We start from the raw sequence: 25362 nt of genomic DNA, 5'->3' as shown, positions 1-25362 counted from the left end.
AATTATAAAGTTTACACTACATAGGTAATGGGGTAGCTTTTGAAGGATTGGGCTTCATATTTTGCATAGATTTACGAAGCTCATTTGCAATACGATGACCAATCTGTAAAGCTAATCCTTCATAATCCAATTCGTTTTCTTTGACTGTTACTTGAACGGCTCCTGTTGGGACAGTAATGGATACTTTATTAACTACTTCAGACTTAAATTCTTTTAGCATGCCTGAAATAGCTCCCATTTGTGTTTCATTGATTTGAACGGCTTTCGTTGCATCTCCACCTGGACCTTTGCTTGCAGGTTTATCAGAATTAGTTGCTGCATTTTTAACTATTTGGGCAGCAGGAGTTGTCATTGCGGGATTAGCTACATTGGCATTGGTCGCAAGCATCGGGTTGTTAGGTTGTTGAGCTACTTGAGCTACTGCTGGAGTAGCGGCAGCTTCTTGTTTAGCCTTATCTCCACCACCAAACCAACTCATAATTCCATCTTTCAATCCACTAGCTTTGTCTGAAAGATAATCTTTGACACCTGTAATGCCATCACCTACTGCGCTAACAGCAGCTTTACCTAGATCACTACCACCAACCAATCCACCTAATTTCTCCCCAGCCCAACCACCGACCATAGAACCTGCCCAAGTACCAATACCTGGTAAGATAGCTGACCCAATTACAGCGCCCAGAGCTGTTCCTGCGGTACTACCTACAGCGGAACCAACTGCTTCTCCTCTATTTTCCTCTGAAGAAGTAGCGATATTGACCATGTCTGATATAAATCCTAGTGGTTTCAAGATCTTACCGCCACCGTCAGCTAGTCCGCCACCGACCATTTTCAAAAACTTATTATTACTTCCAGATAAATGTTCCGAAAGTTTACCCATGCCTTCTTCCATATTTGGTAATCCGGCTGGACCTGAACCATCCATACTAAAAAAGCCTGATAAAGCACTTTTAATTTTCCCTCTTCTACCACCCGTAGCATTATCGTTATCACCACCAGCAGCAGTATCATTTGGATTGGTTCTATGAAGAGTTCCATTCCTGATTGCATCAGAAGTTCTAGCATTTAATACGATTCTACGTTGTGCAGGATTAGTATTACCTGGTGGAGTAGGTGGGTCAGCTGGTGAAGGACCTCCTGTAGAAATTCTTTGATTTCCGAATCGTCCTCTCCTCACCTTTTTACCATTTGCTGCATTATCACGATTTGGATTAGTTGCTGCCGGATTAGGTTGATTGATGATACTAGAAGATCCACCAGATCCGCTTTTGTCTGAACAACAGCAGCAGCATTTGTCATTGCTTCCGTTTGCAGCAGTATCACTATTTGAATTACCGTTTGTATCCGTAGGATCTTTTTTATCACCTTTGAAAAAACCCCATATTGATTTTCCAGTTTCACCTACATTTTTTATCCCATCAAAAACTGTATTGATTTTTTCAACAACATCTATAGACTTTTCAACCCATCCTTTAGGTTCTTCTTTTTCTGCTGAGCTAGTCGATTTATTAGTCAGACTGTTATTAGAAACATTAATTAAACTAGGACTCATGTTAACTGTAGCAGGAGCTACTTTGGGAATGGGTAATGTGAGACCTTTGATTGTAGCATTAATTTGTTGTTGAACCGTAAAGTTACCTGACGCGCTAATCATTTGGCTTTTAACATTACTTAATTTTTTAAGCAATCGATCTAATGCTGGAGAAGCTTGATCATTCAAACTTACCTGTAGTGTAATTCGAGTACTAGCCAATTTTGAAGCTGCGCGAGAAATATTATCAAAGTAACGAGTAGTAGATTTTAATTCGTTATTCATTTTGATAATATTCTGATATCTTGCACGTCCCAATCGATCAGATGATCGCTGAATCTGATCAAAGTATCTGACTGTTGCTTTCAATTGACTATTATCTATGCTTTCTGCCATACATTCACCTCCCTATTTACTCAAAGGAATTACTAGTAAATATCTTTTATCTTCCCATTTGGCTACTGATCGATTGCAGTTCTTCTTGCGAAAAAGCTAACAATAGCGAACGTTCACCCTGGGACAAATTCCAAAACTCTCCGGGACGGAGGTTGTGCCGTACCCACATGTGATACAGCATCGTTGTGATCCCGCCGGAGTGGATTAGTTTTTTAGGTCATCAAGCTCCACACCGAAGCCAGATAATTCAAGGACTTTATCGCCGACTGCATCCAGTTCACCTGCTAGCAACATACGACGTACCGCTTGCTCGCCACCGGATAATTTCAAACGACTGGTAATACGTGGATCGCCCCAACCGTTTAACTTCAATCCTTTGACTTCCAATTGAACCGTCGCTTCTGAGATCAACAATGCGTTAAATGTTTCGCTATCTACTTTTTCTTCTGTGCGACCTTTGGTGGTTTTGCGAACCGTACAACGTTCACGAATACTGTCTACTTTGCTGGAAGTCAGTCCACGCAATGTCATTTGCAAGTCCAGACGTTGAATACCTACTGTTTCTTCTGGTAATTTGTCTGCTGCTTCAAATAGACTGTCCAAGATTTGTTCTTCTGATAAATTTTCGTTCAAACTCATGATTATGTCCTCCTCAGGATCGTCAATAATAGTGTTTTGCTACAAACAGAAAAATGATTTCATATTCAGTCCACGCCAAGTAGCGACAAAAGAAGAAATAGCTAATAAGTTCTTCTCTTGCCGCTTAGCCTATAGTGGAATAAGATATGAAAGCTTATAAATATCCAAAACAGTAATAGCAAAAAATAGCCTTTTTAACCTTACCTATTCACATACTAATTTACTCATACACTGTAAAGTTATTGAGTAGTTTATGAATAGTTGAATTAGTTCGCTACAATCGGATCGAGCAACTCATATCCTTCAAACGTAAACGCCGTTTCTTCTGGAACTTCTTCACCAGCTGTCCAGTTCGCCAGTTGAATTTTGTCTGGCATGCAACGGATCAAGCGAACACGCTCATGACCATACGATTCAGGATCGTCTAGTTTGGAGATAATATCGAATTTTTGGAAACCACGTACCAACATATCCGAAGTCACTTTATAACCTGTCATTGTACCTGTACCTTTTTTGGAACCATTTTTGTGTACTTTCCATTCGTTACCAACTAAATTCAGCTCACGTTTTTCAATTTCTACGCTTGCTTCCAGTTTGTTGATATGCGTTTGCCATACCCCATCGATGTGCAATTGTCCGTGTGTACCCAGAATAACTCTTGAAGCGTCTAACATATATATTTCCTCCTTCGATTTTCCGTTCTTATTTTTGTTTGTAAAGGGAATAAGCTATACCTAAATGAATAGATATAGCACTGACGACTACTATTTATTGCACGTAAAATGTGCCAAACAACTGCTCCATCACATCAGTCAATTTCACATTCCATTGCAAGAATACTTGGTCTGCTTCTGGACGTAAGATTGGAGCTGCGCCATAATAAGCAGGATCTAAGATTACATCGAAGCCAGATGCTTCAATAACACTACTTTGCGCCAAAAGATTCAGATATTCTTTCATTGCACCAATAAGAGCAAGGCGACCTTCTTCAGTGTTATTTACTTTACCGATATAAGAATCTTCTGCCGCACGTTGCAAGTCACCATTGATCGCATCCATAACACGAATCGAACGGATTTTTTTCCAAGCATTATTTTGTCCAGCAGCCGGAATCACAAGACTATTCACCCCGCGAAGAGCTTTCACTTGACGACCATCATGGAAGAAAATAAACACACCATTTTTTACAGCTTGTTCTTGCTCAGAACGTGTCCAACGACGAGTTACATCATCGAAAGGCGTAATATGGTACGTTGTCGATTCGTTTAAACGTTGACCTGCAATCAGACCTGCTACATAAGCACTTGTTTGTGCAGAAGTATAATCTGTTGTCCCAATGCGCACACCCGTACCTACATTGATAATACCTTCGTAGTTCAATGAAAGAGAACGTGTTGCTGCAATCGTAGCTGCTTTGGAAGATAGATCATCTGCTGCTGTACCACCGACTACTGCAACCGTATGTTTACCTTCACTACGTACACGTTTGATCCAAGCGGCAAAGCTTTTCAGTAAAGCAGGATCAGCAGCAAAGTCTAATGCCAACACATCGAATTCTTCGCTTTCAAGTGCTGCTTGTGCTTCAATATAGTCAGCATTAGCTAGACCAGCGTTACCACTTGCGCCCCCTGCAAATGCAGCGTTCGCTACGTTAGCTGGAATGCCACCATCTACTAAAGCTTTTGCTGTAATCCATAGATTATCTGTATCTTCGTTGATCGCTTTGGCAAAAGAAGACGCTTTTCCATCTTTGGCTACAAATGTGCGTACCAATTTGGTTCCTTCATATAGACGAATTTCTTGTTGAGTACTGTCTGTTAAGTTCGGCTGAACCGTTACAGTAAAGCCATTACCACGTGTACCGGTATATTTTGTATCCAATTGAAGCACGTTAGCGCCTGCTGTGCCTTCTGTAGCACCTGCTGCTTTCAATACTAGACTAGAAGATTTAGCTGTATCATCTGCCAAACGGTAAGCCAACAATTTTTTAGGGCCACCTAGCAATGCCAAATAGAGTGAATTATAAGCTGTTGCTCCATTTTCGCTGTCTCCAGAAAAATGTTGTGAGATCGCTGTTTCACTACCAATTTCAACAAACTCTCCTACAGGTCCCCAGTTTCCTTTGACCAAAACAACGACTGTACCACGATTACCTGCTTGAATTGCTGAAGCAGCTGCTGCCTCAAAATTCATATATAAACCCGGAAGTACCGGTTTGTTCGTGCTTTCCCATGTGCCACTTGCCATTTTACTTCACCTTCTCTTTCATAAATTGTTGGATTTTTTGTGTAGCTTCTTCTACTGAAAATAATTTTTCGGAATCATCGTAAAACACACCATGCAATACTTCAGCCTTTACTCCAAAAAGTTCATCTGCATGTTGCAGAAGTTCAGTCAGCGTATATTGAGGCTGACTTGCTTGGGAAGAGGACTGCTCCGTATCTTCATGTACTGGAGTGCTGCTTGTTTTAGCAGTTACACTCTTTTTGCTGACATTTGCCATCAGAACACCTCATTTTCTTAGCATGACTATGAAATGAGTAAGCTTGCACTTATTCGCTTCAGCATACATTTAGTAATCTAAAACAGGTTTGTTGGTCACTTCGCGAATTAACGGTGCATTAGGTAATTCTCGCTGGACACGACGCAACAACGTTAAACGAATCTGTCCATTCAAAAAAGCATCTGCTTGTAAATCTACAGATGCTTCACTTACCGTTAAATAACGTCGATCAGCCAGATCGAGTGGGATTCGTGTCTGTGAACTCAGACGTTCTACCAACCCGGTCGCTATTCGCTGTGTTTCTTGTGCATTTCGCCCATAGACATGCCCTATCCATTGCTTGCGCACATCAAAAGCAGAAGTTCCTGCCGCCGCAAAGTTACTTGCAGTCAATCGCCAGAGCACAGCAGGAGCAACATAACCAGCAGGCCACGCTTCCTTATAGATTGTCCACTCATTGCCTAGTTGTTCTTGTGTCCAATCGTGTAAGGCGGTGAGCCATGAATCAGGTTGTCCAGATTCAAGTGTTGCAGACGGATTGGCATCAGCAATGCTGGAAGTCAGAAGCGCATTATTGCTAGTAGATGTATCTAATGGTTCAGGAACATAGATACCAAATCGTATCGCTCGTGTAGCTAATCCACTGAGTGTATCGATTCGGTCACTGTCCGAAGCACCAAGATAGATACATGTAAATGCATGCCCTTCTTTATCTTCCAAACGCACATCATGTAATGCTTCAATCAATTGTTGTGTCCAAGCTTCTACTTGTTCAAAGCCGCCATTACTCACTCGGGCGTAAGGCCAGACTTTAACAATCCGGCGATAACCTGCCCAAGATGACTTCTGTACTTCTTCTGCAAAAGTAACGACTGCACAAGAACCTGGCAAAATCAAATCAAGTGGCGGAAGGTCGTAAACCTGACCTTTCCATTCTGGAATAATCTCTGCCAGCTTGGACTTGATCGTAGCTCGCATCTTAGGAATATTGTTCACCTCCTTTATCCAGAAATATAAGCAAAGGAATCATCTCACCGCATGAAAAAAAGACTGAATCTCTAGGATCAGTCTGTACATTAGCGTATGTGCTTTCGGTTGATTGTGTTCCTTTTGCTTCATTTCCGATAATACAATCTTACCTCGTTTTTCTCCTAATGGAGACGGTGTATCGGACGAAAAAAGGACGGTTAATAGATGACTTACGGCGGTAAAAAGAAGAGGTATTGGAACCCCTCTCGATAAGCTTGATTTTCGTTGATATAACAGGCTTTATAGCGCTTTTTCTGCCTGATTGAATTCTTTTCTTCTATATAAATGAAGGTTAAAACAATTTAGCCCTATTAGTGAATCAACCTATATTCGTTGTGTTATTCTCATTATTCCGCTCCATTTCGAATATGATACTGAAATCTATTATGAAAAGCTTCCATAATAAAAAAAAACGTCTGCTCGTAAGCAAACGTTTAGGACGACTTATATATGATTGAATATTACTTATTTTACTGGATGATTGCCTGTCGATGTATCTACAGCGTTGGGACACGATTGACTGGCTACTTTGCGAGAAAGTACAATATCGACTGCACATACTAGCACAGATGCTGTAGCAACTTTGATCCACCATGCAGGTTTTGCTTTTAGGCTCATGATTCTTCCTCATTTCTATTGAGATCTGTCTAAAGGTAACACAATCTATGAGTTATATTCCACTTTACCGTTGGACTCTCTATCTTCCTTACAATGATTGTATAGATCTGTGCTTTATCATGTAATTATTATGAACTATAAGGAACTTCTGTACTGCGACGGGTACGGTTTTTTTTCGGCATCAATTCATCTAATTTAATCATTCCTGTATCAGCAAGTGCTAACGCCATTTTGTAAAAAGCTTTGGTTCTGACTTTAACATACGTATCTTTGCTGATCGGCGGATCGAACAAATAACTGTACACTTTATAATCGAATACATCATCGTGTTTGAGATAACGCTCTTTAAGCAACAATTGCTCGCGTTCTCCCAAACGCTCTACAATCGCTTCTACTCGTTCACAATAAGCACGACGTGCGGCTGGTGTATCTACATTATAGATCGCAGCATTTGCTGTAGAATCGCTAGTTACATTTGTAGGGCCATGCATCCGTTCTTGATAAGAAGCAGTCATCGACGTTTCACGCATTTCAAATGTGATTGTTTTGTAAATCCGATATTTTTCAAATACCGCTTCGACAGCAGTACGAGTTTGGCGGCGATCTAATTCAGGTAGAGCAGTTAATAAATTCATGAGACAACACTCCTTTAGTAGGGTTAGTATAGTTATAAAGTAGAACGGAGCTAACAAAATACAACCACCTGGCAATATTCTTGCTATTTCATCCATTACCTTTTGGCAATATTTTAAACAATAATGACTTTCTCTCATTCTATAAACTGATCAAAAATTCCAATTTATTGATCTTGTTCGTATCTTGTTCGTATTTTATGATTTTACAATATCATACCGGAGAATATTGGTAAAATCGGAAATAAAGCGATTTTCACACAAAAAACATGTATTATCTCGCTTTTGCTCACAAACCCATACCTTTTGGCAAAGAAATAAAAGAGTGTGTTTACCTAATGGCAATACTAGGGTATATTATAAGTGTTCTTACTTTCATTGAATATTTCGCAAGTGTACCTATAGAAAGGGTGTATTGTCGGTGGATAATCTTTCATTTGGTCTATATTTGAAGCAAATACGTGAGCAAAAACACTGGAGTATTAATCAGTTGGCAGAGATCGCCGGCATCAGCACTTCACAAATTTCGCGGATCGAAAATGGTAGACGTGGTGTGCCTAAGCCACAAACGATCGAAAAACTAGCCAAAGCGCTAGCTATTTCTTATTCCGAAATGATGGATCAAGCAGGATATTTGCGCCCTGAAGAAACAGAACAAATTCCCGAGTGGGCTAGTTCGCGTGATAAAAGAGATTTTAAAAAAATGTTAGAGGAAGATGGTGAATTAATGTTTGATGGAGTGCCACTGGATGATGAAGATAAGCAACGGATCAAAGATGTATTAACCGGTTTGTTCTGGGAAGCCAAGCAAATGAACAAACGGAAACCTCTTTCTTCTGACGATTCTACATCCAAATAAACACTTTATCTTATGTATAGTAAGCAGTTACGTATTCTATAGAAGAAAGGCGCTTTTACTGCCAAGCGCTTGGACGAAAGAAGTTTTGCTTTGTAAAAATCACTTTCTTATCAGACTAGAAGAAGTCGCGCTTATTCGACTAAGCGCTCGGAGGTGGCTTGTAACGATGGAAGAGAACGCAGCTCATCTGGTCCGCAAATATAAAACCAATTGCCCTTTTGAAATTGCTGAAGCGCTCGGCATACATATTCGCTATATGGATCTTGGGAAATCAACCAAGGGATTGTATTACAAAAAATTGAGACAACGCTTTATTATTATTAATGAAGGGCTTTCGGATCAATGGCAGCGATTCGTATGTGCGCACGAACTGGGACATGACCGACTGCATAAAGGCATTAATCGCTTTTTTTTAGAAGAACATTCTTACTTCTGGCCAGGTAAATTAGAAAGACAAGCCAACTATTTTGCGATTACATTACTAACAGTTGGACAAGAACAACGAATAGGAGAAACGACCGAAGCTTTTGCTAAACGAACAGGCATCCCACCAGAGATGTATTATTTTTTTGATTATTAATCGAACATACGTTCTTTTCAGCGTTTTTAAGCTTATTATTACCTACACAAAAAGAGTGGTTTTAGATAACCACTCTTTTTGCTGTACAGATCTATATTATCTTTTAAGATTGTTGAATACGAAATACATGAGCAATTGGCGCACTTGTTACATCGGTTACAGATGCAGGCAATTTCACCACAATACCTTCTTCATTTTGTTCAAAGTCTAATCCTTCAATGACTTCTTCGCCTAATAAATCGATACTTGCGATCTGTTCCATATAAGGAATACTGATCGTAGACGGAACCACTATCGCTTCGTTCGCATATAAATACGAAGCATATACGGTCTGCTGAGCTGCTTTACCTGTAAATGCCCAACCTTGTGTATACACAGGTGCAACACTGCGTGTTCCATATACAGCTTCTCCGTATACATTGAGCCAAGCACCCAATCCTTTGATCCGATCGATAGCTCCTTCTGGCAAACGTCCATCTGGTTGTGGCCCTACATTCAGTGCTAGATTACCACCTTTGGCGACAATCTCCATTAACATATGCACTAATTCACGCACTGACTTGTAGTTGTCTTCATAGCGGAAAGAAAACGAAGTTCCCATCGTCACACAGCTTTCCCATGGAATCGACATCGCATGTTCTGGAACTGTCTGTTCAGGGGTTACTATATTTTCATAAGCTCCTCCTACAGTACGATCTGCTGACAATAACCACGGTTGCTGTTTACGCGCTTTTTCCACCACTTCACCCAGACGAATATCTTGATTGCCTTTACCCGGTCTAACCCATCCTGCATCTAACCACAGTACATCAATCCGTCCGTACTTCGTCAACAATTCCAAAATCTGCTCATGCGTAAATTCAACAAACTTTTCCCATAACCATGGATATTGAGCAGGATCATATGAAGGGCCACGCCATGAATTTTGTCCACGTTCCATGCCATCTGCCCAGTAATATGGAGTATGCCAATCCGCTTTGGAGAAATAAGCAGAGATCGCTAATCCTTTTTCCCGAAAAGCATTGAACACATTGCCTACAATATCGGCATATTTATGCTGATGAAAAGGAGTGTCTTTGCCTGTAATGCGATAATCGGTTGTGTGCGTATCCCACATACAAAATCCATCATGATGCTTGGTTGTAAAATTTAAATATTTGAATCCACCTTCTGCCGCAAGTTCTGCCCAGACTTCCGGTTGAAAGCGGATCGGATTAAATGTTTTGTTCAGATCAAAATACTCTCTTTTCAATTCTTCTTTGTCCTGTTGCCAATCGATCCCGTCTCTTGACCAATCGCCATCATCATCACTAAGCGCCCAGGATTCGACTACCCCTAGCTGTGAATAAGGCCCCCAATGCATCATCAGTCCTAGCTTCTGATCTTTGAACCATTCTAATCGTTCCAAAATGAACGGATCTTCTGGCTTAACCCAGGATTCCTCACTGCTGTAATTATGTACCCCACCCTGTACTTCCATCAGCTTTTCCATCATTTCACGTTCTTGTTCATTCATCGGTTGCTCACTCATTGCTTTTTCCCCCTGTCGCTTAGTTATAGATTGAAATGCTTACTATATCAATTGGCGATACAGAGGGAACTTCCTGCATGATTCTTTTATGATTGTGTATACTTTTTTTCGTTCTACCCTGATAACTTCGGTAAAAAGACGATCCCTAGCAAAATAAGTGTCAATACGATACATATATTTTCAAATTTATCGCCTTTTTTGGTTCCTGTGCTCATCAAATTAAAACGCAATCTCCATTTAAGCGGTGGCAACAATTTTACGCCTCGGTTGGTAAGAGAATCAGCTAATAAATGTAGAAAATAAGAAACTCCGCCCGCTATCCAGATACTTTTGCCTAGATGAGCAGTCGTTCCATACAATAACGCTGACCATGCCGCTGTACCATAGATTGTATGAGTTAATCCCCGGTGAGGTAAAAAGGTACAAATAATCAGCAAACTACCTGCCATATAATTCCATGGAGCTATATCTCGGCCATAAATAATCATACCGACTCCAATCATAAACATCACAAATTTGCGCAAAGAACGAACAGGCAAAAAAGCTATAAAGACAACAGCGACTGCGATCCCTATATCCCATGGCATTCCAAAAAGCCCTTTCCACAAAATCCATACAACCGATACCAGCATAATCGTCTGTAATACGCGCAATAGAGGTTCAGATAATGTTTTGGAGACAAGCAGTGAATTAGGCTCATCGATATCGGGTAATAAAGAACTAACAGCCGCTGCCACAACAGCTGCTGATGTGACCGGTATTCCTGCAAGTGTCATCAACGAAACGGTTACGCCGGTACTAATAATAAAATGCGATTTACCCATCATAATAAAAAAATCTTCCTTTCTGCCAAGCACATCCAGTTATTCATGTTGTTTTGTAAATGAAATGTTTGATTTGTTAGATGAATGTTAAATTTTTCCTATTCGCCTTTTTATCCTGATTATTCATAGTAAGATAGCTATAAAGACATCACAGAAGAATTGGATCACATTTTCTACCATCTTTTAAAGGAGCGTTCATATGGGAACATTATCAAAATTGCTCCGTATTACATTATATTGTTCACTATTGAGCCTGATGCTTACCAGTTGTAATACAGACCACCTAGCTTCTTCATCTGTAACTAGTAAATCATTCAAGATACAGTCAGGAGAACAAATTATGCATAAAACTTCACAATCTGTGCGTGTCACACCTAGCGATACATCAGAATATCCGATTCATCCCGATCATCTGGCAAATGAATTAGTCAAAGGAAATTATGAGCAAATTTATTCTCAGACTTCTCAAGCTTTCAAAGAAGAAGTATCATGGGATACGTTTCTCAAAGTTATTTCTTCGTTTGGCGATGATGCCAAAGGGTTCCAAGCTATATCTGAACTCAAACAAGACCATACGATTCGCAAAGTCTGGGTAAACGAACAACAACGTCGCGGAATCGTTGCTGTGTTTGCTGATCAGCTACCTGATTATCCAGATCATACAATTTTAGGCTTACGTGTAAACGAGCTAGAAAAGTATCCTGCTACAGATCATATACAGACTCAAACGATATTCAGTCCACCTGTTCAGCAAAACTGGCAAGTGGTCTGGGGTGGCTCTAATACATTGATCAATTACCATTATGAATATCCGAATCAACGTTATGCTTATGATCTTATCGTTACTCAAAATGGAACTTCTTACCGTGGTAATGCGAAAAAGAACAGTAGTTACTTTGCTTTTGGTCGACCGATCACTGCACCTGCTGATGGCAAAATCATTAAAGTCGTGAACGATATTGCAGATAATATTCCTGTAGGTCCAACCAATGAACAACAGCCTGCTGGTAATTACGTGATCATTCAACATGCTGATCGTGAATACAGTATGCTTGCTCATTTCCGTCAACATTCGATTACAGTACAAGTCGGTGATACGGTGAAGCGTGGACAAGTGATTGGACAATGTGGTAATTCTGGCAATTCCAGCGAACCTCATATTCATTTTCAAGTGATGGATCAAGCCAATTGGGCAGATTCTACTTCGTTACCTGTACAGTTTGTCAATAACATTTCACCTATTCAAGGCGAGGTTATGCATCCCTCATTATAGCACGTATGTTCGCTTTTGTATAAAAGAGAAAGACAAGCGTTATCTCCACGATTACGATGGAGAACGCTTGTCTTTGTTTACAATGATTAGCTATTCAAATATTTCGCATAGAACCTGCTCGATCAGCTCTATTCCATTACATTTTTTCTAATGAAGGAGAACTTGATTCGGCTTGTTGTAACTCTTGTAGACGTTCTTGAATACGACGTTTGCGGTACAACATTTTACCTGCTTCTGCGACACTTTCAAGTGCGGTATGGTTCGTAAATGCGCCAAAAGCAATCCCGGCAACAGGGATCAATTGAAATAATTTTTTGATCCCAAAATTATCACGATAGGTGGTGATGACTTCATGCCACCCTTTCATTTGCGAAAATACTTCTTTGGATGTATCTGCATGATCAAAATCAGATAATTCTGCTAAAATTGATTTTTTGCCTACTACATCAGAAGAAGCGAATTGCAGACATTTCATAATAAACAAACGCTCTTTCGGATCTTTTGGATCATAACCGTAACATAATGCAATCTCTTGTAGTATTTTGAGCGACATCCCAATCATTGCTGGAATATCTGCCGAAATAGTGAAAATACCGCCTATGCCTGTTGTTGCTCCTTGAAGCGCTGCCCAGTTGGAACGATTTTTGGATAAAGAGTCTGCTGTTTTGTTCATCACTTGCAAAGGCAATTGAGATGCTTGTGATATCGTTAGCTCTTGCTCAGCTTGACCTTGTTCTTTGGCTAGACGTTGCAGGACTGCTTTGGATGAAATTAGATATGTTCCTCCACTTTGAATAAAACGTCCTAACTCATTTAAGACTACTCCTAATTTGTTACGGATCATTTTAGGTGTCATTTTATCGAGGATCATAAAAGGAATACGTCCCAATCTGTCCCAAAACATAAGACCACCTTGATTTTTTTCCCACTTTTTAATCTGTTGTAATGCTTGTTCAAGTTCAGCCTGACTCTCCATAGTGTTCATCGTATTGGGCTCCTTCAATCCATAATTAATGCTCTATTTTACTTATTATAATAGATATTAAGCAGTTACTACACCTATGTTACCTATTTATTTATCAAAAAAAGCCCTATAACCATTTTCTCTATCTACAGAAAAAATAATTATACGGCTTATTGTCTTTGTAGATGCTCCGTACACATCATTTTAGATATAAAAAAGCCGCGGGTCGTGGATCTCCGCGTCTATCGGTGATACTCATTATATTAATGTTTATTTAGATAGAAGATATGGCTTGATGTTGATTCGCTTTATCTGCTTGATTGTCTTCTTCACGTAAAGGTGCATAAGTGACACGATCTAATACCAAACCGTCGCCTACTGGCTCGCCATTTACTGTAATTTGAATCTTTCTGTAATTATGATCAAAGTTAGAATTGTACATTTGTCTTTCACTCCTAGTATAGTTAATCTTCGTATTTGTATGTGGTGGAACTGGAAATTTTTCTTGGCCTGTCTTAGTATTACCCGTATTTAGAAGAAGTTAAACATCTTTCATATGTTTTTGCCGGAAATGTATCTGACTCATTATAGAACAAAATGTATTTTTTCCTATAAACCATGTAATATTAGGGTATATGTATTATGATACATCTTTACACTGAATCTATTGAAACGAAAGGGGGATCACAATGCCAAAAAGGACTCAACCGTTACGAATATTTTTGGTCGGCTTCATCGTATTATCAGGGCTATTTACAAGCCAGACGATGGCACATGCAGGTTGGTGGGAAGACTACAAAAATGGGATTGAGACTTTTACGAATTTGCCCCAGGAAGTGAATGAACTCAAACAAGGGTATGATCAAGCATTAAATAAACTTGATCAAGCTCAATCGAATATAGAAGCTTACCGTACAGAAAATGCACGTCTGGCTGAACAAAATGCTTTGCTCGCGCAAACAGTAGAACAACTCAAGCAATCGGAAGCTGATCGTGCACAAAGCGCTCGTTTTTGGAAAGGATTGGTCTTTACTGCTATAGGGATAGTTGTACTTTTCTTTATATCTACCCGTCTGATCCGTTTTGGCTTACGTCGTCGTTAATGATACGATTGATCGAAAAGAAAACAGTGACTATGTTAATTATAAATTTCAGGAGGAACCCTTTTGCACTTGGAATGGCAACAATCAACCAAAATGCCTTCGTCCGGACAAGCGGTAACGATTGTACTAGATGAAGCGGAAAAATTGCATATGCTCCATCCCGGTCAAGTGATAGCATATACCGGCCCTTCTGGAGGACGCAGTGATCGCTTTATGGATGTCAAAGGAATGTACCGCAAACGTAATCTGATTCGAGCTGACTTTACAGGTTCATGTCGATTTATCGCTTCTCTTCCCCCCGGTTTTAATTTGATGCCTATTCCTATTAGTGGTGGTAGTGATCTTCTTTATGATTTTCGGCACCTTTTTTATTATACAGATGGCATCAAAATGCAGACCCGACTCTTACAGTTCAAAAATATGCTAATTACTCGTGATGCGATCAAAGTAAAATTTAGCGGTGAAGGTGAAATCGGCATTTTGACCAAAGGTGCTGTTGTTGAAATGAAACTGCATCCTACCGAACCTTTATATGTAGATGCTCGTAGTCTGCTTGCTTATCCTGAAAATGCTCAATTGAAGTTAAGCGTCTATGGTAATCATCTGGCTAGCCAGCATATGCATTATCAATGGCAAATGACAGGTAATGGCTCGGTACTGATTCAAAGTGGACATGATAGCGGCGAACTGGAAAAGCATTTGCAAGGCGATGGATTGTTCAAGCGAGTGCTACGTGAAGTGATTCCTTTTGGTGGCATATTTATTAAATAATAAGTTGAATCCAAAAATGGATCGATTAGCACACCTTGTTATCTCAGGTAGCTATTCGATCCATTTTGCGATTAACGAGCTCCATTATCCCATAATTCAAACTCGGGTTTGATCCATTTGTTAAGCTGTTTGAACTGCTTCTGATCAATATACGCAATCAATAAATGATGATCTTGCGGGCTAGCGACAAATTGTCGTTCAGGATTACGTGTGCGATCCAGCGCAATCATATGATCAAAAAAGCTTTTATCGATCCATTCATTTTTATACTCCAAATTCCATTCTATCCGTTCTCCCTGATAGATAAACGAAAACAGTACATTGCGTTTCTCATGATCAACACAACTGCGAATATGTTTCATTTCAAGGGTGCCATCGGTCATTTGCACCATACGCTCCGCCAGTTGAGTATAAATATCGGTATCTTCTACCGCTTTGAGATCCACATACCAGATATTACTTGTATGATTTGCCCATTCTTCTTCGATCAATGTCTGCCCGCCCAATGCGATCAATAGATGCACATAAGGCTTCTCCTCAAACCAAGCTTTATCTTTACCACTCATTAAATGTTCAAGACTAATTCCTTCATTTACGGTAATACCTGCTTCTTTCAGACGTGTCCACTGATCAGCTAAAGGAACCGTTTTGTTACGAAAAAAACCAATCATCATACATCTCCCTTCCATATGTGTTGTCTATTATAAGCTACGATGTGTGCAATTATTGCTGCATCAAAATCATGCCGCCTGGAACTCCTACTTTCTCTCATTAGATATATGAATATGGAATAGCTCTTCTTTTGCATATTATCCTATAATAACCCTTTACGCCAAGTGTTATAACTCCATTGTATGTAAAAATAACAAAAAATAGCTAACATCCTGTCTAATGATGACGGATATTAGCTACTTCTTCTTAGGTTGGCTATGATTTATTCGGAAGCAGAGTTTTCTTCATTCGCTTCATAAAAATCCCAAACCGCATCAATAATGCGATCAAACGTATCATCATCTTCACTAATCAGCGTTTCCAGTGCCAGAATTTCTTCTTCTTTACCGGGTTCATTGAGAAAGTGCAAGCTATAATCCCACTCTTTGCCACGTTTGGTGAACAGTGTCACTTCATAAGGTTCTGCATGCCCTTCGACGACTAATTCTACTTTGCCAATATATCCTTTATCCGGTTCAGGCACTTGCTCCAATTGAGCATTACGTATCGTGATATTCATTGTATATTCTCCTTTGTTGATGAAAATCAGTTGTTTGTTTTATTGTAACATGGTTTGATCAATATATTTATACCAACCTATATCGACCACTTCCTGTTCACTCGCTTCTATAATAAATCCATATTTAAATCGAGTCCCTTCCTGATTAGTTAGAAAATCTTTAGGATGATCCCATTCTATTTCACATTCATCACAGTATACAAAGTATTTTTGACTGGAGATTTCTTTAACAACGATAATCCAACCTTGTGAGCATACACAACATTTTCCAACAGGTTGTTCTTTGATAGAACTCATATATAAACTCCTTATTGAATACTTCTAGGCTCTTTTGATATTAAAATTTTCTTTATTTTAGAATCTTAATTATTTGCGATAATAATCCAATCGTTGCTCTAACGTCCCTGTATGGAACTCTAGTAAATGTCCGTCCGGATCGCGGAAATAGATAGATTGTCCTTCTCCTTCTGGATTTCGCTGACGACCTTCTTCTATTGTTGCACCTGCTCTTTGAAGCCTAGCTTGTAAAGTTTCTAAATCTTCCTCTTTTACCGAAAAAGCAATATGAGTATATGATTGGTGAATCTCTTGTCTTGGTATATCTTCTTGTACATTCAATGCTAACCAAATACCTGCTATTTCAAAATAAACAGTCTTTGGTTTGACTAATACAGGCTGAACAGCAAATACATTAATATAAAAAGTCATTGCATGCTCGATATTAGCTACAGAAAATGTAATATGTCCTATCCCATGAATAATAGGCTCTTCCTTCTTGTCTGGATCAACATGTATATTTTTTAATTGCATTCTTGCATCCCAATGCTCAGGCTGATTTTGATATGATCCTCTCCATGGGCTTCCATTCTCTAACCAACGTTTGCGATATTCTTCGACACTAACAGGTTCACTGGCTCCATCATCATCAAATCCTGCTTGAAAAAAACAACAAGGACATATCTCATAACTTGGTGCATCACCTTTCCATTGCGGTTCATCTAATTGATCATATCCACATACAGCACATATGTATTTTTCCATCGATTGCTCCTTTAAAATCTTTATAAATTATTTAGTTCTAATCATGCATCATTGCTTGCAAATATGCTATACTAACGAAGCAGTTTTTTTAAGTTTTATCCTGAACAGAAGATAATCCGTGGTGTCCTGCAAAGAACTACTTTCTGCTGATAAAGTAGATAACGTGGTTCCGTACAGAGCAACGCGGGAGAGGTTCGCGAACTCCCTCTATAAAAAACTATCAATCCTGATTAATGCAGCGATTAAAAAAGATCATTTGTGTCTTTTTTAGCATTGATATGAGGTTTGTTTTTTGTTGGACAGGTTCATGGAACTCTCTTCTTCCCGAAGGACGACAAGATATAGTATGTAGAACACTTTGCTAATTAGAATGATGCAGATCATTTTCTTTTCTAAGCAAGTAATCTTCATTCTAGTGTCTTGATATCCCTTTAAGGAAATGGAGAGATTTTTTTATGCTTAAAAATGAAAAAGCGATCGTCGTTTTCAGTGGTGGCCAAGATAGTACAACCTGTTTGTTCTGGGCAAAAGAACAATTTGCTGAAGTAGAAGTGGTAACGTTCAACTATGGTCAACGTCATAGCGCAGAGATCGAAGTCGCTACTCAAATCGCTAATGAATTAGGTGTACAGCAAACGATTCTCGATATGAGTCTACTCAACCAGTTGGCTCCTAATGCGCTAACTCGTTCGGATATTGATATTACGCACGAAGAAGGCGAATTACCAAGCACATTTGTGGATGGACGTAATTTGTTGTTTTTGAGTTTTGCTTCGATTATGGCCAAACAAAAAGGCGCACGTCATATTATTACCGGTGTCTGTGAAACGGATTTTAGCGGATATCCCGATTGTCGTGATATTTTCGTCAAATCACTTAATGTAACGTTGAATCTATCCATGGATCATCAATTTGTGATTCATACTCCTTTGATGTGGCTTGATAAAGCTCAGACATGGGAAATGGCAGATCAATTAGGTGCTTTTGATTATGTACGTGAAAAAACGTTAACTTGCTACAACGGTATTGTTGGCTCCGGTTGCGGAGAATGCCCTGCTTGCAAATTGCGTCAAGCTGGACTGGATCGTTATCTGGCAGAACGTCAACAAAATAACTCTACTGAAGGTGCACGTCGATGAATCAACCGGGCCCTTTCCGTATCGTCGAAAAGTTGCAGCAGTATGGTACAGATATCCAACATGAACAGCTCCGCTACCATCGTAGACGGGTGCTTATCAATAAAGAATTTACATTTGATGCGGCGCATCATTTACATGCCTATGAAGGTAAATGTATGAATCTGCATGGTCATACGTACCGGGTGATTTTTGGAATTAGTGGTATTCCAAGTGATAATGGAATCGTTGTCGATTTTGGCGATATTAAAGACATCTGGAAAGCACATATCGAACCTTTTCTGGATCACCGTTATTTGAATGAGACACTACCTCCGATGAATACAACGGCTGAAAATATGGTCGTGTGGTTATATGAACAAATGGAATTAGCATTACAAAGTGAGCCTTATGCAGCTCAAGTCGAAGGCGGACGTGTAGAATTTGTACAATTGTATGAGACACCAACCAGTTACGCAGAAGCAAGACGGGAGTGGATGCAAGCATGAGTACAACCTTTAAAGTAAACGCCGAGCAAGTTGCCAAAGCGAACCAGTTAGCCAGTTCAGATGCTAACGACCATCATCATGCTGAACACACCACTCAAGCCAAAGTAGCTCCTATCCCTGTACTGGAGATTTTTGGACCTACTGTACAAGGTGAAGGAATGGTGATCGGGCAGAAAACGATGTTTGTCCGTACAGCTGGTTGCGATTATCGTTGTAGCTGGTGTGATTCTGCTTTTACATGGGATGGCAGTGCCAAAGATCAGATTATGCGTCTTAGCGCTGAAGAAGTGTATGCTCAATTGTTTGAAATTGGTGGCAATCGATTTAACCATGTGACAATCTCAGGCGGGAATCCGGCATTGCTTCCTCAATTAGGTGAGCTGGTGAAATTGCTTGCTGAAAAAGGAATCCGTACCGCTGTTGAGACTCAAGGTTCCAAATGGCAAGATTGGTTGACCGATATTAATGAAGTTACGATCTCTCCTAAGCCACCAAGTTCAGGAATGACAACGAATTTTGAGATGTTAGATGATATTATTCGTCGTCTGGAACACAATCAGATTAGTCGCTATACTGCCCAAGCGCAAGAAACGTCTTTATCTTATGCAGGAACATCACAGTTTGCCCATTCGTTTAGCCTCAAAGTTGTTATTTTTGATGAACATGATCTGGCTTATGCAGAGAAAGTACATTTGCGCTATCCGAATGTACTGCTTTATTTACAGACCGGTAATCCGGATGTGACCAGTGCAGACGATCAGATTGCTGCTTCTTTATTGAAGCGTTATGAGTGGCTGATTGATCAAGCGATGGAAATGCCTGCTTTTAATGATGCTCGTATTTTACCGCAACTGCATACACTGGTATGGGGCAATAAGCGCGGAGTGTAGCAGATCATAATATCCCTTATTTTTTCACGTAACATGCTAGAAGCAATAAATTGAAAGTCATTATATATTTAGAGGAGATTTGTTCTTATGTCAGGAAGACAACAAGATGAAATGCAAGATTTAACATTGCTCGGCAATCAAGGTACCAAATACAATTTTGAATACGATCCAAGTATTCTTGAAAATTTTGATAATAAACATCCTTATCGCGATTACTTCGTCAAATTTAACTGCCCTGAATTTACAAGCCTTTGCCCGATTACAGGACAGCCTGACTTTGCTACAATCTATATCAGTTATATCCCTGATCAAAAAATGGTTGAAAGTAAGTCACTCAAGCTTTACCTGTTCAGTTTCCGCAATCATGGTGATTTCCATGAAGACTGTATGAATATTATTTTGAATGATCTGGTTAAATTAATGGAACCTCGTTATATCGAAGTCTGGGGTAAATTTACGCCACGCGGCGGGATCTCTATCGATCCATATACGAACTATGGCAAGCCAGGTACGAAGTATGAGCAAATGGCAGAGCACCGTATGATGAATCATGATATGTATCCTGAAACGATCGATAATCGTTAATTGTAATATGAAAATGCTCCATAAATAGAATTTTGCTTGAAGCTAACGTGTTATTGCGTTAGCTTTTTTTGTTATTTTTCTATGATAAAGCATATATTATCTTGTCGATTTATGGTGTTCACAAAATATACTAAAAATATTTTATTTCCAAATTATCTTTAAATTCTTTACTTTCTCTACTTCATTTTAACTTCCATAATGATAGAAAAACCTATCCCTATAGTCGGAATAAGCGTATGAACAATCTGGCTAACACCTTATCATTATTCTCTTTTATATATAACAATTTGAATATAAAAGTCACTTATAATTCTTTTTAACAATCCCTCTGCGCTCAATGGTAGCCGTACATATGATCTTATAATGATATTAATTCCTTATTCATTTATTTCCATTAAAATAGACTATTTAAATTCATTTAAAAATCAACAATCTGGTATTTATGATATTTCATATTCAAAAACTATTGTTACGAAAGCGTTATTTTAAATTTCGCTATAATTATATTCTGTGATTTTCAACTATTTTTTATAGTATTTTCTGGTATCGCTTCCATCAAATATTTAAAATTTTAACAGTTGATTTTACTTTATTTGGGAATAAAATAGGTAATGTACTCTTTTCCATACTTACAAGAAAGTACAGAAAAGAAAATGATTATTTTCATAAACAGAAAAAGGAGATGGACAGATTGAGTACAGAAACCAAAATTAAAACAACGAATCCAACCGACGTAGCGAAAACAAAGGTGACAACAGGTGCTGATGTTGTTGTTGATAGCCTTATCGCTCAAGGAGTTGAATATATCTTCGGCATTCCAGGAGCTAAGATTGATGCAGTATTTGATGTTTTGCAAGATCGAGGTCCACAATTAATCGTATGTCGTCATGAACAAAATGCTGCTTTTATGGCGGCGGCAATCGGTCGTTTAACAGGGAAACCTGGCGTATGTCTTGTGACTTCAGGTCCAGGCGCATCTAATTTAGTCACAGGTCTTGCAACAGCCAATGCCGAAAGTGATCCAGTAGTTGCTCTTGCAGGTGCAGTCTCCAGAACAGATCGTCTTAAACGTACTCACCAATCGATGGATAATGCAGGATTGTTCGAACCGGTTACCAAATACAGCGTTGAAGTCGAACATCCTAACAATGTAGGCGAAGCAATTACGAATGCGTTCCGTGAAGCTTCTGCTTCTCAACCGGGAGCTGCTTTTGTTAGTTTGCCGATGGATGTACTGGTAAGTGAAGCTAAAAAATTCAATTTCCATACAATGCATACACCACAGCTTGGTACAGCACCTACTCATCTGATTGATGAAGTGGCTACAGCGATTCGCCAAGCCAAATTGCCTGTTATTTTATTAGGTATGAAAGCAAGTAGCCCTGAAGTAACACAAGCGATTCGTGAACTGATTCGTGATACTGATATTCCAGTAGTCGAAACATTCCAAGCTGCTGGCGCCATCTCGCGTGATCTCGAAAAACACTTTCTAGGTCGAGTCGGACTGTTCTGTAATCAACCTGGTGATCTACTACTCAAACAATCTGATCTAGTGCTCACTGTGGGTTATGATCCTATCGAGTATGATCCTCATTTATGGAATCAAGAAGGTCAACGACTTGTTTTTCATTTAGATAATCGCAAAGCGGATATTGATCATTATTATCAACCACAAAGCGAATTGATCGGTAATATTGCACTTAATATAGAAGCTTTGTCTACACAGTTGGAAGGTTTACGACTTTCTTCACAATCGCTTGAAGTGCTTGCACGTTTACATCATAAACTAGAACAAGATGGTCAAGGATTCCATTCTTCGCATCCAGATCTTGTTCATCCGATAGAATTTATGAAAACATTACGCGGTATGATCGGCGATACAGTCACTGTGGCTTGCGACGTTGGCTCCCATTACATCTGGATGGCACGGTACTTCCGTTCTTACGAACCTCGTCGTCTGTTGTTCAGTAACGGTATGCAGACGTTAGGTGTGGCAATGCCTTGGGCAATCGGCGCTTCATTAGTACGTCCGAATGAAAAAGTAATTTCGATTTCTGGTGATGGCGGCTTCTTATTCTCTTCGATGGAATTAGAAACGGCTGTCCGCTTAAATACACCACTGGTGCATATTGTATGGCGTGATGGTGCTTACGATATGGTTGCTTTTCAACAAGTGATGAAATATGGTCGTACCTCTGGTGTCGATTTTGGCAAAGTCGATATTGTAAAATATGCTGAAAGTTTTGGCGCATTAGGGCTACGTGTTAATCGTCCTGAAGAGTTAGAAGATGTACTTCGTCAAGCGATGGCACATCAAGGTCCTGTTGTTGTGGATGTACCTATTGATTATCAAGATAATATCAAATTAGGTGAAAAACTATTGCCTGATGCGATCAACTAATATAGATCTATTGATTTCAACAATCGTATAACTATTATTTATCGATAACATTGGATTTTATTTGAAAAAGGAGTTAGACAGAAATGGGAAATCACGTAATATATCAAGCTTCAACAATGATCGCTTTACTCAGCGGTATGTATGATGGTTCAGTCACATTTGGCGAACTCAAAAAACATGGTGATTTCGGCATTGGTACGTTTCATCAATTGGATGGTGAAATGATCGCTTTTGATGGTAAATTCTATCACCTGTATCCAGACGGTAGTGCTCAGCAAGTCGGTATGCAAGAAAGTACACCGTTCTCGACAGTGACTTTTTTTGAAGAGGAAAAAACATTCCAGATCAATCGCACACTGACTCGTCAACAATTGGAAAAAGTACTGGACGATCTACTGGATAGCCCTAATATTTTTCATGCAATACGTATCGATGGTCAGTTCCGTGAAGTGAATACACGAACTGTACCGCATCAACAAAAGCCGTACAAACCGTTTATCGAAGTAACCAAATCGCAGCCCTCTTTCCATTTCCCTAATACAGGCGGAGTGATTGCAGGCTTCTGGACACCAGCATTTGCTCAAGGAATTGGTGTAGCAGGTTATCACTTACACTTTATTAATGATGAGCGTAATGGTGGTGGTCATGTACTCGACTTTATTGTGGATCACTGCACGATTTCAATATGCAGTAGCGAAGATTTCCAATTGGCTCTTCCACATGATCAAGAGTATTTACATGCCAATCTTGAAGCTCCTAATCTGGAGCGCGATATTATGACTGCTGAAGGTGCTTATTAAGTCAACACACTTTATAGTGTTTGATGAATATTTTTGATGCTAGACCAGTTATACCCTCCCTATTACTTAACCTACCTTTCTTTTGACGAAGAAGAGGTAGGTTCTTTTTTGTATTGTTTTTCGTCAATTTTTAACAATTTTTGTATATATAAAAGCAAAAGAAGTTCAATATCTAAGGCTATAGCAACTGTGTTGGGCTCTTTATTATTGTTACACTGTACCTATATTCGAATATACACTTTTGTTGATACTTCCATCCTACCTTATCGTTCGTTCATGCAAGTAAGCTTTCAAGCTTTATTGTTGTTGATCTGATCAGATATGATTTAAAGGAGGGCAAAACATGGAACGTAATATGCGCATTATTCCTTACGAAGTGATTGCTCATGCAGAACAAGTTACTGAAACACCAACAGGTGTAGAAATGATTCAAGCTCCGCAAGTCTGGGACACTACCAAAGGTGCAGGTATTATCGTCGCTATACTTGATACAGGCTGTGATACAGATCATCCTGATCTACAAGGTCGTATTACCAAAGGACGTAATTTTACAGATGATGATCAAAGTAACCCTGATATCTATGAAGATTATAATGGTCATGGTACTCATGTAGCAGGTACGATTGCAGCGATCCAAAACAATACAGGTGTAGTCGGTGTAGCTCCAGAAGTGAATTTACTCATTGGTAAAGTTTTAAATAAAGATGGTTCCGGACAAATTGACTGGATTATTAAGGGAATCGAGTATGCTATCGAGCAAAAAGTAGATATTATTTCGATGTCTCTTGGTGGGCCTGATGATGTACCTGAATTACATGAAGCGATTCAAAAAGCAGTCAACAGCAATATTCTAGTGATCTGTGCCGCTGGAAATGAAGGCGACAACGATTCTAATACTGACGAATATGGATACCCTGGTTATTATAATGAAGTCATTAGTGTAGGCGCAATCAATCTTAATCGCCAATCTTCCGAATTTTCGAACTCCAATAATGAAGTTGATCTAGTGGCTCCGGGTGAAAATATATTATCGACATATTTGGATGGTAAATATGCCACACTGAGCGGAACCTCTATGGCTACCCCTCATGTATCCGGTGCGATGGCGTTAATCAAAGTAATCGCGAATCAAAGCTTTGAACGAGAGTTAACAGAGCCTGAACTTTATGCTCAATTGATCAAGCGTACGATTCCTCTCGGTGACTCTCCTCGTCTCGAAGGAAATGGAATGGTCTATCTGACTGCTCAAGAAGAGCTTGCCAAATTATTCAAACCACAGACTATTGCTAGACTGTTAAATATTTAAATGCATCAGATTCTTATTCTGCGTATTTATGTCTACTTTAGTGTAGATGTAGATACGTTTTATTTTTTTCTAGAATGAACCTGTATGTCATTTCTGATATACTGATAAAAAGACAATATTGGTAGATCCGAATTGTACTTTTAGCTTTACAAATAGCTATACAATACATATGTATGTTGGAGGTGTTAGGACTAAGCCAGTGAATGGGTGAATATCCATTTAAGCTGACTT

At 39.3% G+C, this 25362-nt stretch carries 28 protein-coding genes and 1 riboswitch; of the genes, 12 read left to right on the top strand and 16 right to left on the bottom strand.

The window, feature by feature from the left end; all coding sequences use genetic code 11:
* Window positions 1–16 precede the first annotated feature (16 nt).
* The 8 genes from QE450_RS02265 to QE450_RS02230 all read right to left on the bottom strand — a co-directional run bounded on the left by QE450_RS02265 (window position 17) and on the right by QE450_RS02230 (window position 7351).
* Window positions 17–1927 carry a hypothetical protein gene (locus QE450_RS02265; protein ID WP_307296522.1) on the bottom strand — a complete coding sequence of 637 codons (1911 nt, stop codon included), beginning with the start codon at window positions 1925–1927 and terminating at the stop codon, window positions 17–19.
* Window positions 1928–2131: 204 nt separating this feature from the next.
* A complete protein-coding gene (locus tag QE450_RS02260; protein WP_273615240.1) occupies window positions 2132–2566 on the bottom strand; it encodes a phage tail assembly chaperone in 435 nt (144 codons plus the stop codon).
* 266 nt (window positions 2567–2832) lie between these two features.
* Window positions 2833–3240 carry a phage tail tube protein gene (locus QE450_RS02255; protein WP_273615239.1) on the bottom strand — a complete coding sequence of 136 codons (408 nt, stop codon included), beginning with the start codon at window positions 3238–3240 and terminating at the stop codon, window positions 2833–2835.
* Window positions 3241–3334: 94 nt separating this feature from the next.
* Window positions 3335–4813, bottom strand: coding sequence for a phage tail sheath family protein (locus tag QE450_RS02250; RefSeq protein ID WP_273615238.1), 1479 nt, complete (start codon window positions 4811–4813; stop codon window positions 3335–3337).
* Window position 4814: 1 nt separating this feature from the next.
* The gene (locus QE450_RS02245; protein WP_307296516.1) at window positions 4815–5069 is read right to left on the bottom strand and encodes a YqzN/YkzM domain-containing protein; all 255 of its coding nucleotides are present in this window, start codon (window positions 5067–5069) and stop codon (window positions 4815–4817) included.
* 69 nt (window positions 5070–5138) lie between these two features.
* Window positions 5139–6047: a hypothetical protein gene (locus QE450_RS02240; protein WP_307296513.1), complete on the bottom strand. Its 909-nt coding sequence runs from the start codon at window positions 6045–6047 to the stop codon at window positions 5139–5141.
* A 516-nt stretch (window positions 6048–6563) separates the two neighbouring features.
* Window positions 6564–6716 (bottom strand): hypothetical protein, encoded by a 153-nt coding sequence (locus tag QE450_RS02235; protein WP_307296511.1) that lies wholly within the window; start codon window positions 6714–6716, stop codon window positions 6564–6566.
* Window positions 6717–6844: 128 nt separating this feature from the next.
* Window positions 6845–7351, bottom strand: coding sequence for an ArpU family phage packaging/lysis transcriptional regulator (locus tag QE450_RS02230; protein WP_273615234.1), 507 nt, complete (start codon window positions 7349–7351; stop codon window positions 6845–6847).
* A 418-nt stretch (window positions 7352–7769) separates the two neighbouring features.
* Here QE450_RS02230 and QE450_RS02225 point away from each other — a divergent pair, with 418 nt between their 5' ends.
* Window positions 7770–8207, top strand: coding sequence for a helix-turn-helix domain-containing protein (locus tag QE450_RS02225; RefSeq protein ID WP_307296507.1), 438 nt, complete (start codon window positions 7770–7772; stop codon window positions 8205–8207).
* 166 nt (window positions 8208–8373) lie between these two features.
* Entirely contained in the window at window positions 8374–8787 is a 414-nt protein-coding gene (locus QE450_RS02220; RefSeq protein WP_307296504.1) for an ImmA/IrrE family metallo-endopeptidase, read from the top strand.
* Between the two features lie 103 nt (window positions 8788–8890).
* On the opposite strand, the gene QE450_RS02215 is transcribed toward QE450_RS02220, so the two are convergent.
* Together QE450_RS02215 and QE450_RS02210 are read right to left on the bottom strand one after the other, a co-directional pair.
* Entirely contained in the window at window positions 8891–10318 is a 1428-nt protein-coding gene (locus tag QE450_RS02215) for an alpha-L-fucosidase (protein WP_273615233.1), read from the bottom strand.
* Between the two features lie 113 nt (window positions 10319–10431).
* Complete coding sequence (locus QE450_RS02210) at window positions 10432–11145, bottom strand: metal-dependent hydrolase (RefSeq protein ID WP_204825288.1); 714 nt, start codon at window positions 11143–11145, stop codon at window positions 10432–10434.
* Window positions 11146–11482: 337 nt separating this feature from the next.
* Here QE450_RS02210 and QE450_RS02205 point away from each other — a divergent pair, with 337 nt between their 5' ends.
* Window positions 11483–12415 carry a M23 family metallopeptidase gene (locus QE450_RS02205; RefSeq protein WP_307296500.1) on the top strand — a complete coding sequence of 311 codons (933 nt, stop codon included), beginning with the start codon at window positions 11483–11485 and terminating at the stop codon, window positions 12413–12415.
* Window positions 12416–12551: 136 nt separating this feature from the next.
* Here QE450_RS02205 and QE450_RS02200 read toward each other — a convergent pair whose 3' ends face one another.
* Window positions 12552–13400, bottom strand: a complete 849-nt coding sequence (locus QE450_RS02200; RefSeq protein WP_307296498.1) for an EcsC family protein — start codon at window positions 13398–13400, stop codon at window positions 12552–12554.
* 253 nt (window positions 13401–13653) lie between these two features.
* Window positions 13654–13821 carry a hypothetical protein gene (locus QE450_RS02195; protein WP_273615229.1) on the bottom strand — a complete coding sequence of 56 codons (168 nt, stop codon included), beginning with the start codon at window positions 13819–13821 and terminating at the stop codon, window positions 13654–13656.
* A 247-nt stretch (window positions 13822–14068) separates the two neighbouring features.
* Here QE450_RS02195 and QE450_RS02190 point away from each other — a divergent pair, with 247 nt between their 5' ends.
* Both QE450_RS02190 and QE450_RS02185 read left to right on the top strand, forming a co-directional pair.
* A complete protein-coding gene (locus tag QE450_RS02190) occupies window positions 14069–14482 on the top strand; it encodes a hypothetical protein (RefSeq protein WP_273615228.1) in 414 nt (137 codons plus the stop codon).
* A 93-nt stretch (window positions 14483–14575) separates the two neighbouring features.
* A complete protein-coding gene (locus QE450_RS02185) occupies window positions 14576–15253 on the top strand; it encodes an AIM24 family protein (protein WP_273616249.1) in 678 nt (225 codons plus the stop codon).
* Between the two features lie 71 nt (window positions 15254–15324).
* Here the strand turns inward: QE450_RS02185 and QE450_RS02180 are convergent, their stop codons facing one another.
* From QE450_RS02180 to fosB, 4 genes are all read right to left on the bottom strand, one after another.
* The gene (locus tag QE450_RS02180) at window positions 15325–15924 is read right to left on the bottom strand and encodes a hypothetical protein (RefSeq protein ID WP_307296495.1); all 600 of its coding nucleotides are present in this window, start codon (window positions 15922–15924) and stop codon (window positions 15325–15327) included.
* Between the two features lie 263 nt (window positions 15925–16187).
* Entirely contained in the window at window positions 16188–16484 is a 297-nt protein-coding gene (locus tag QE450_RS02175) for a hypothetical protein (RefSeq protein ID WP_273615226.1), read from the bottom strand.
* Between the two features lie 39 nt (window positions 16485–16523).
* Window positions 16524–16781, bottom strand: coding sequence for a hypothetical protein (locus QE450_RS02170; protein WP_307296492.1), 258 nt, complete (start codon window positions 16779–16781; stop codon window positions 16524–16526).
* Window positions 16782–16850: 69 nt separating this feature from the next.
* Window positions 16851–17246, bottom strand: coding sequence for a metallothiol transferase FosB (gene fosB, locus QE450_RS02165; protein WP_373462035.1), 396 nt, complete (start codon window positions 17244–17246; stop codon window positions 16851–16853).
* A 462-nt stretch (window positions 17247–17708) separates the two neighbouring features.
* A riboswitch (PreQ1 riboswitch) is annotated at window positions 17709–17752 on the top strand.
* A gap of 228 nt (window positions 17753–17980) precedes the next feature.
* On the opposite strand from fosB, the gene queC reads away from it, so the two are divergent.
* From queC to QE450_RS02130, 7 genes are all read left to right on the top strand, one after another.
* On the top strand, window positions 17981–18664 hold the full coding sequence (queC, locus tag QE450_RS02160) for a 7-cyano-7-deazaguanine synthase QueC (protein ID WP_307296490.1): 684 nt from the start codon (window positions 17981–17983) through the stop codon (window positions 18662–18664).
* On the top strand, window positions 18661–19149 hold the full coding sequence (gene queD / locus QE450_RS02155; protein ID WP_204825297.1) for a 6-carboxytetrahydropterin synthase QueD: 489 nt from the start codon (window positions 18661–18663) through the stop codon (window positions 19147–19149). Before queC ends, queD begins: the two co-directional genes overlap by 4 nt.
* Window positions 19150–19307: 158 nt before the next feature.
* On the top strand, window positions 19308–20039 hold the full coding sequence (queE, locus tag QE450_RS02150) for a 7-carboxy-7-deazaguanine synthase QueE (RefSeq protein ID WP_301261962.1): 732 nt from the start codon (window positions 19308–19310) through the stop codon (window positions 20037–20039).
* 87 nt (window positions 20040–20126) lie between these two features.
* Window positions 20127–20624 (top strand): preQ(1) synthase, encoded by a 498-nt coding sequence (queF, locus tag QE450_RS02145; RefSeq protein ID WP_307296487.1) that lies wholly within the window; start codon window positions 20127–20129, stop codon window positions 20622–20624.
* Window positions 20625–21306: 682 nt separating this feature from the next.
* Window positions 21307–23025, top strand: a complete 1719-nt coding sequence (alsS, locus tag QE450_RS02140; protein WP_301261682.1) for an acetolactate synthase AlsS — start codon at window positions 21307–21309, stop codon at window positions 23023–23025.
* 83 nt (window positions 23026–23108) lie between these two features.
* Complete coding sequence (gene budA / locus QE450_RS02135) at window positions 23109–23825, top strand: acetolactate decarboxylase (RefSeq protein ID WP_274170696.1); 717 nt, start codon at window positions 23109–23111, stop codon at window positions 23823–23825.
* Between the two features lie 343 nt (window positions 23826–24168).
* On the top strand, window positions 24169–25131 hold the full coding sequence (locus QE450_RS02130) for a S8 family peptidase (RefSeq protein ID WP_307296484.1): 963 nt from the start codon (window positions 24169–24171) through the stop codon (window positions 25129–25131).
* Window positions 25132–25362 lie beyond the last annotated feature (231 nt).

It is taken from the genome of Paenibacillus sp. SORGH_AS_0306 (genome assembly GCF_030819345.1).
Classification (GTDB): domain Bacteria; phylum Bacillota; class Bacilli; order Paenibacillales; family Paenibacillaceae; genus Saccharibacillus; species Saccharibacillus kyungheensis.
Note: the sequence above shows the minus strand (reverse complement) of the source record. Positions and strands in the feature narration are given on the sequence as shown.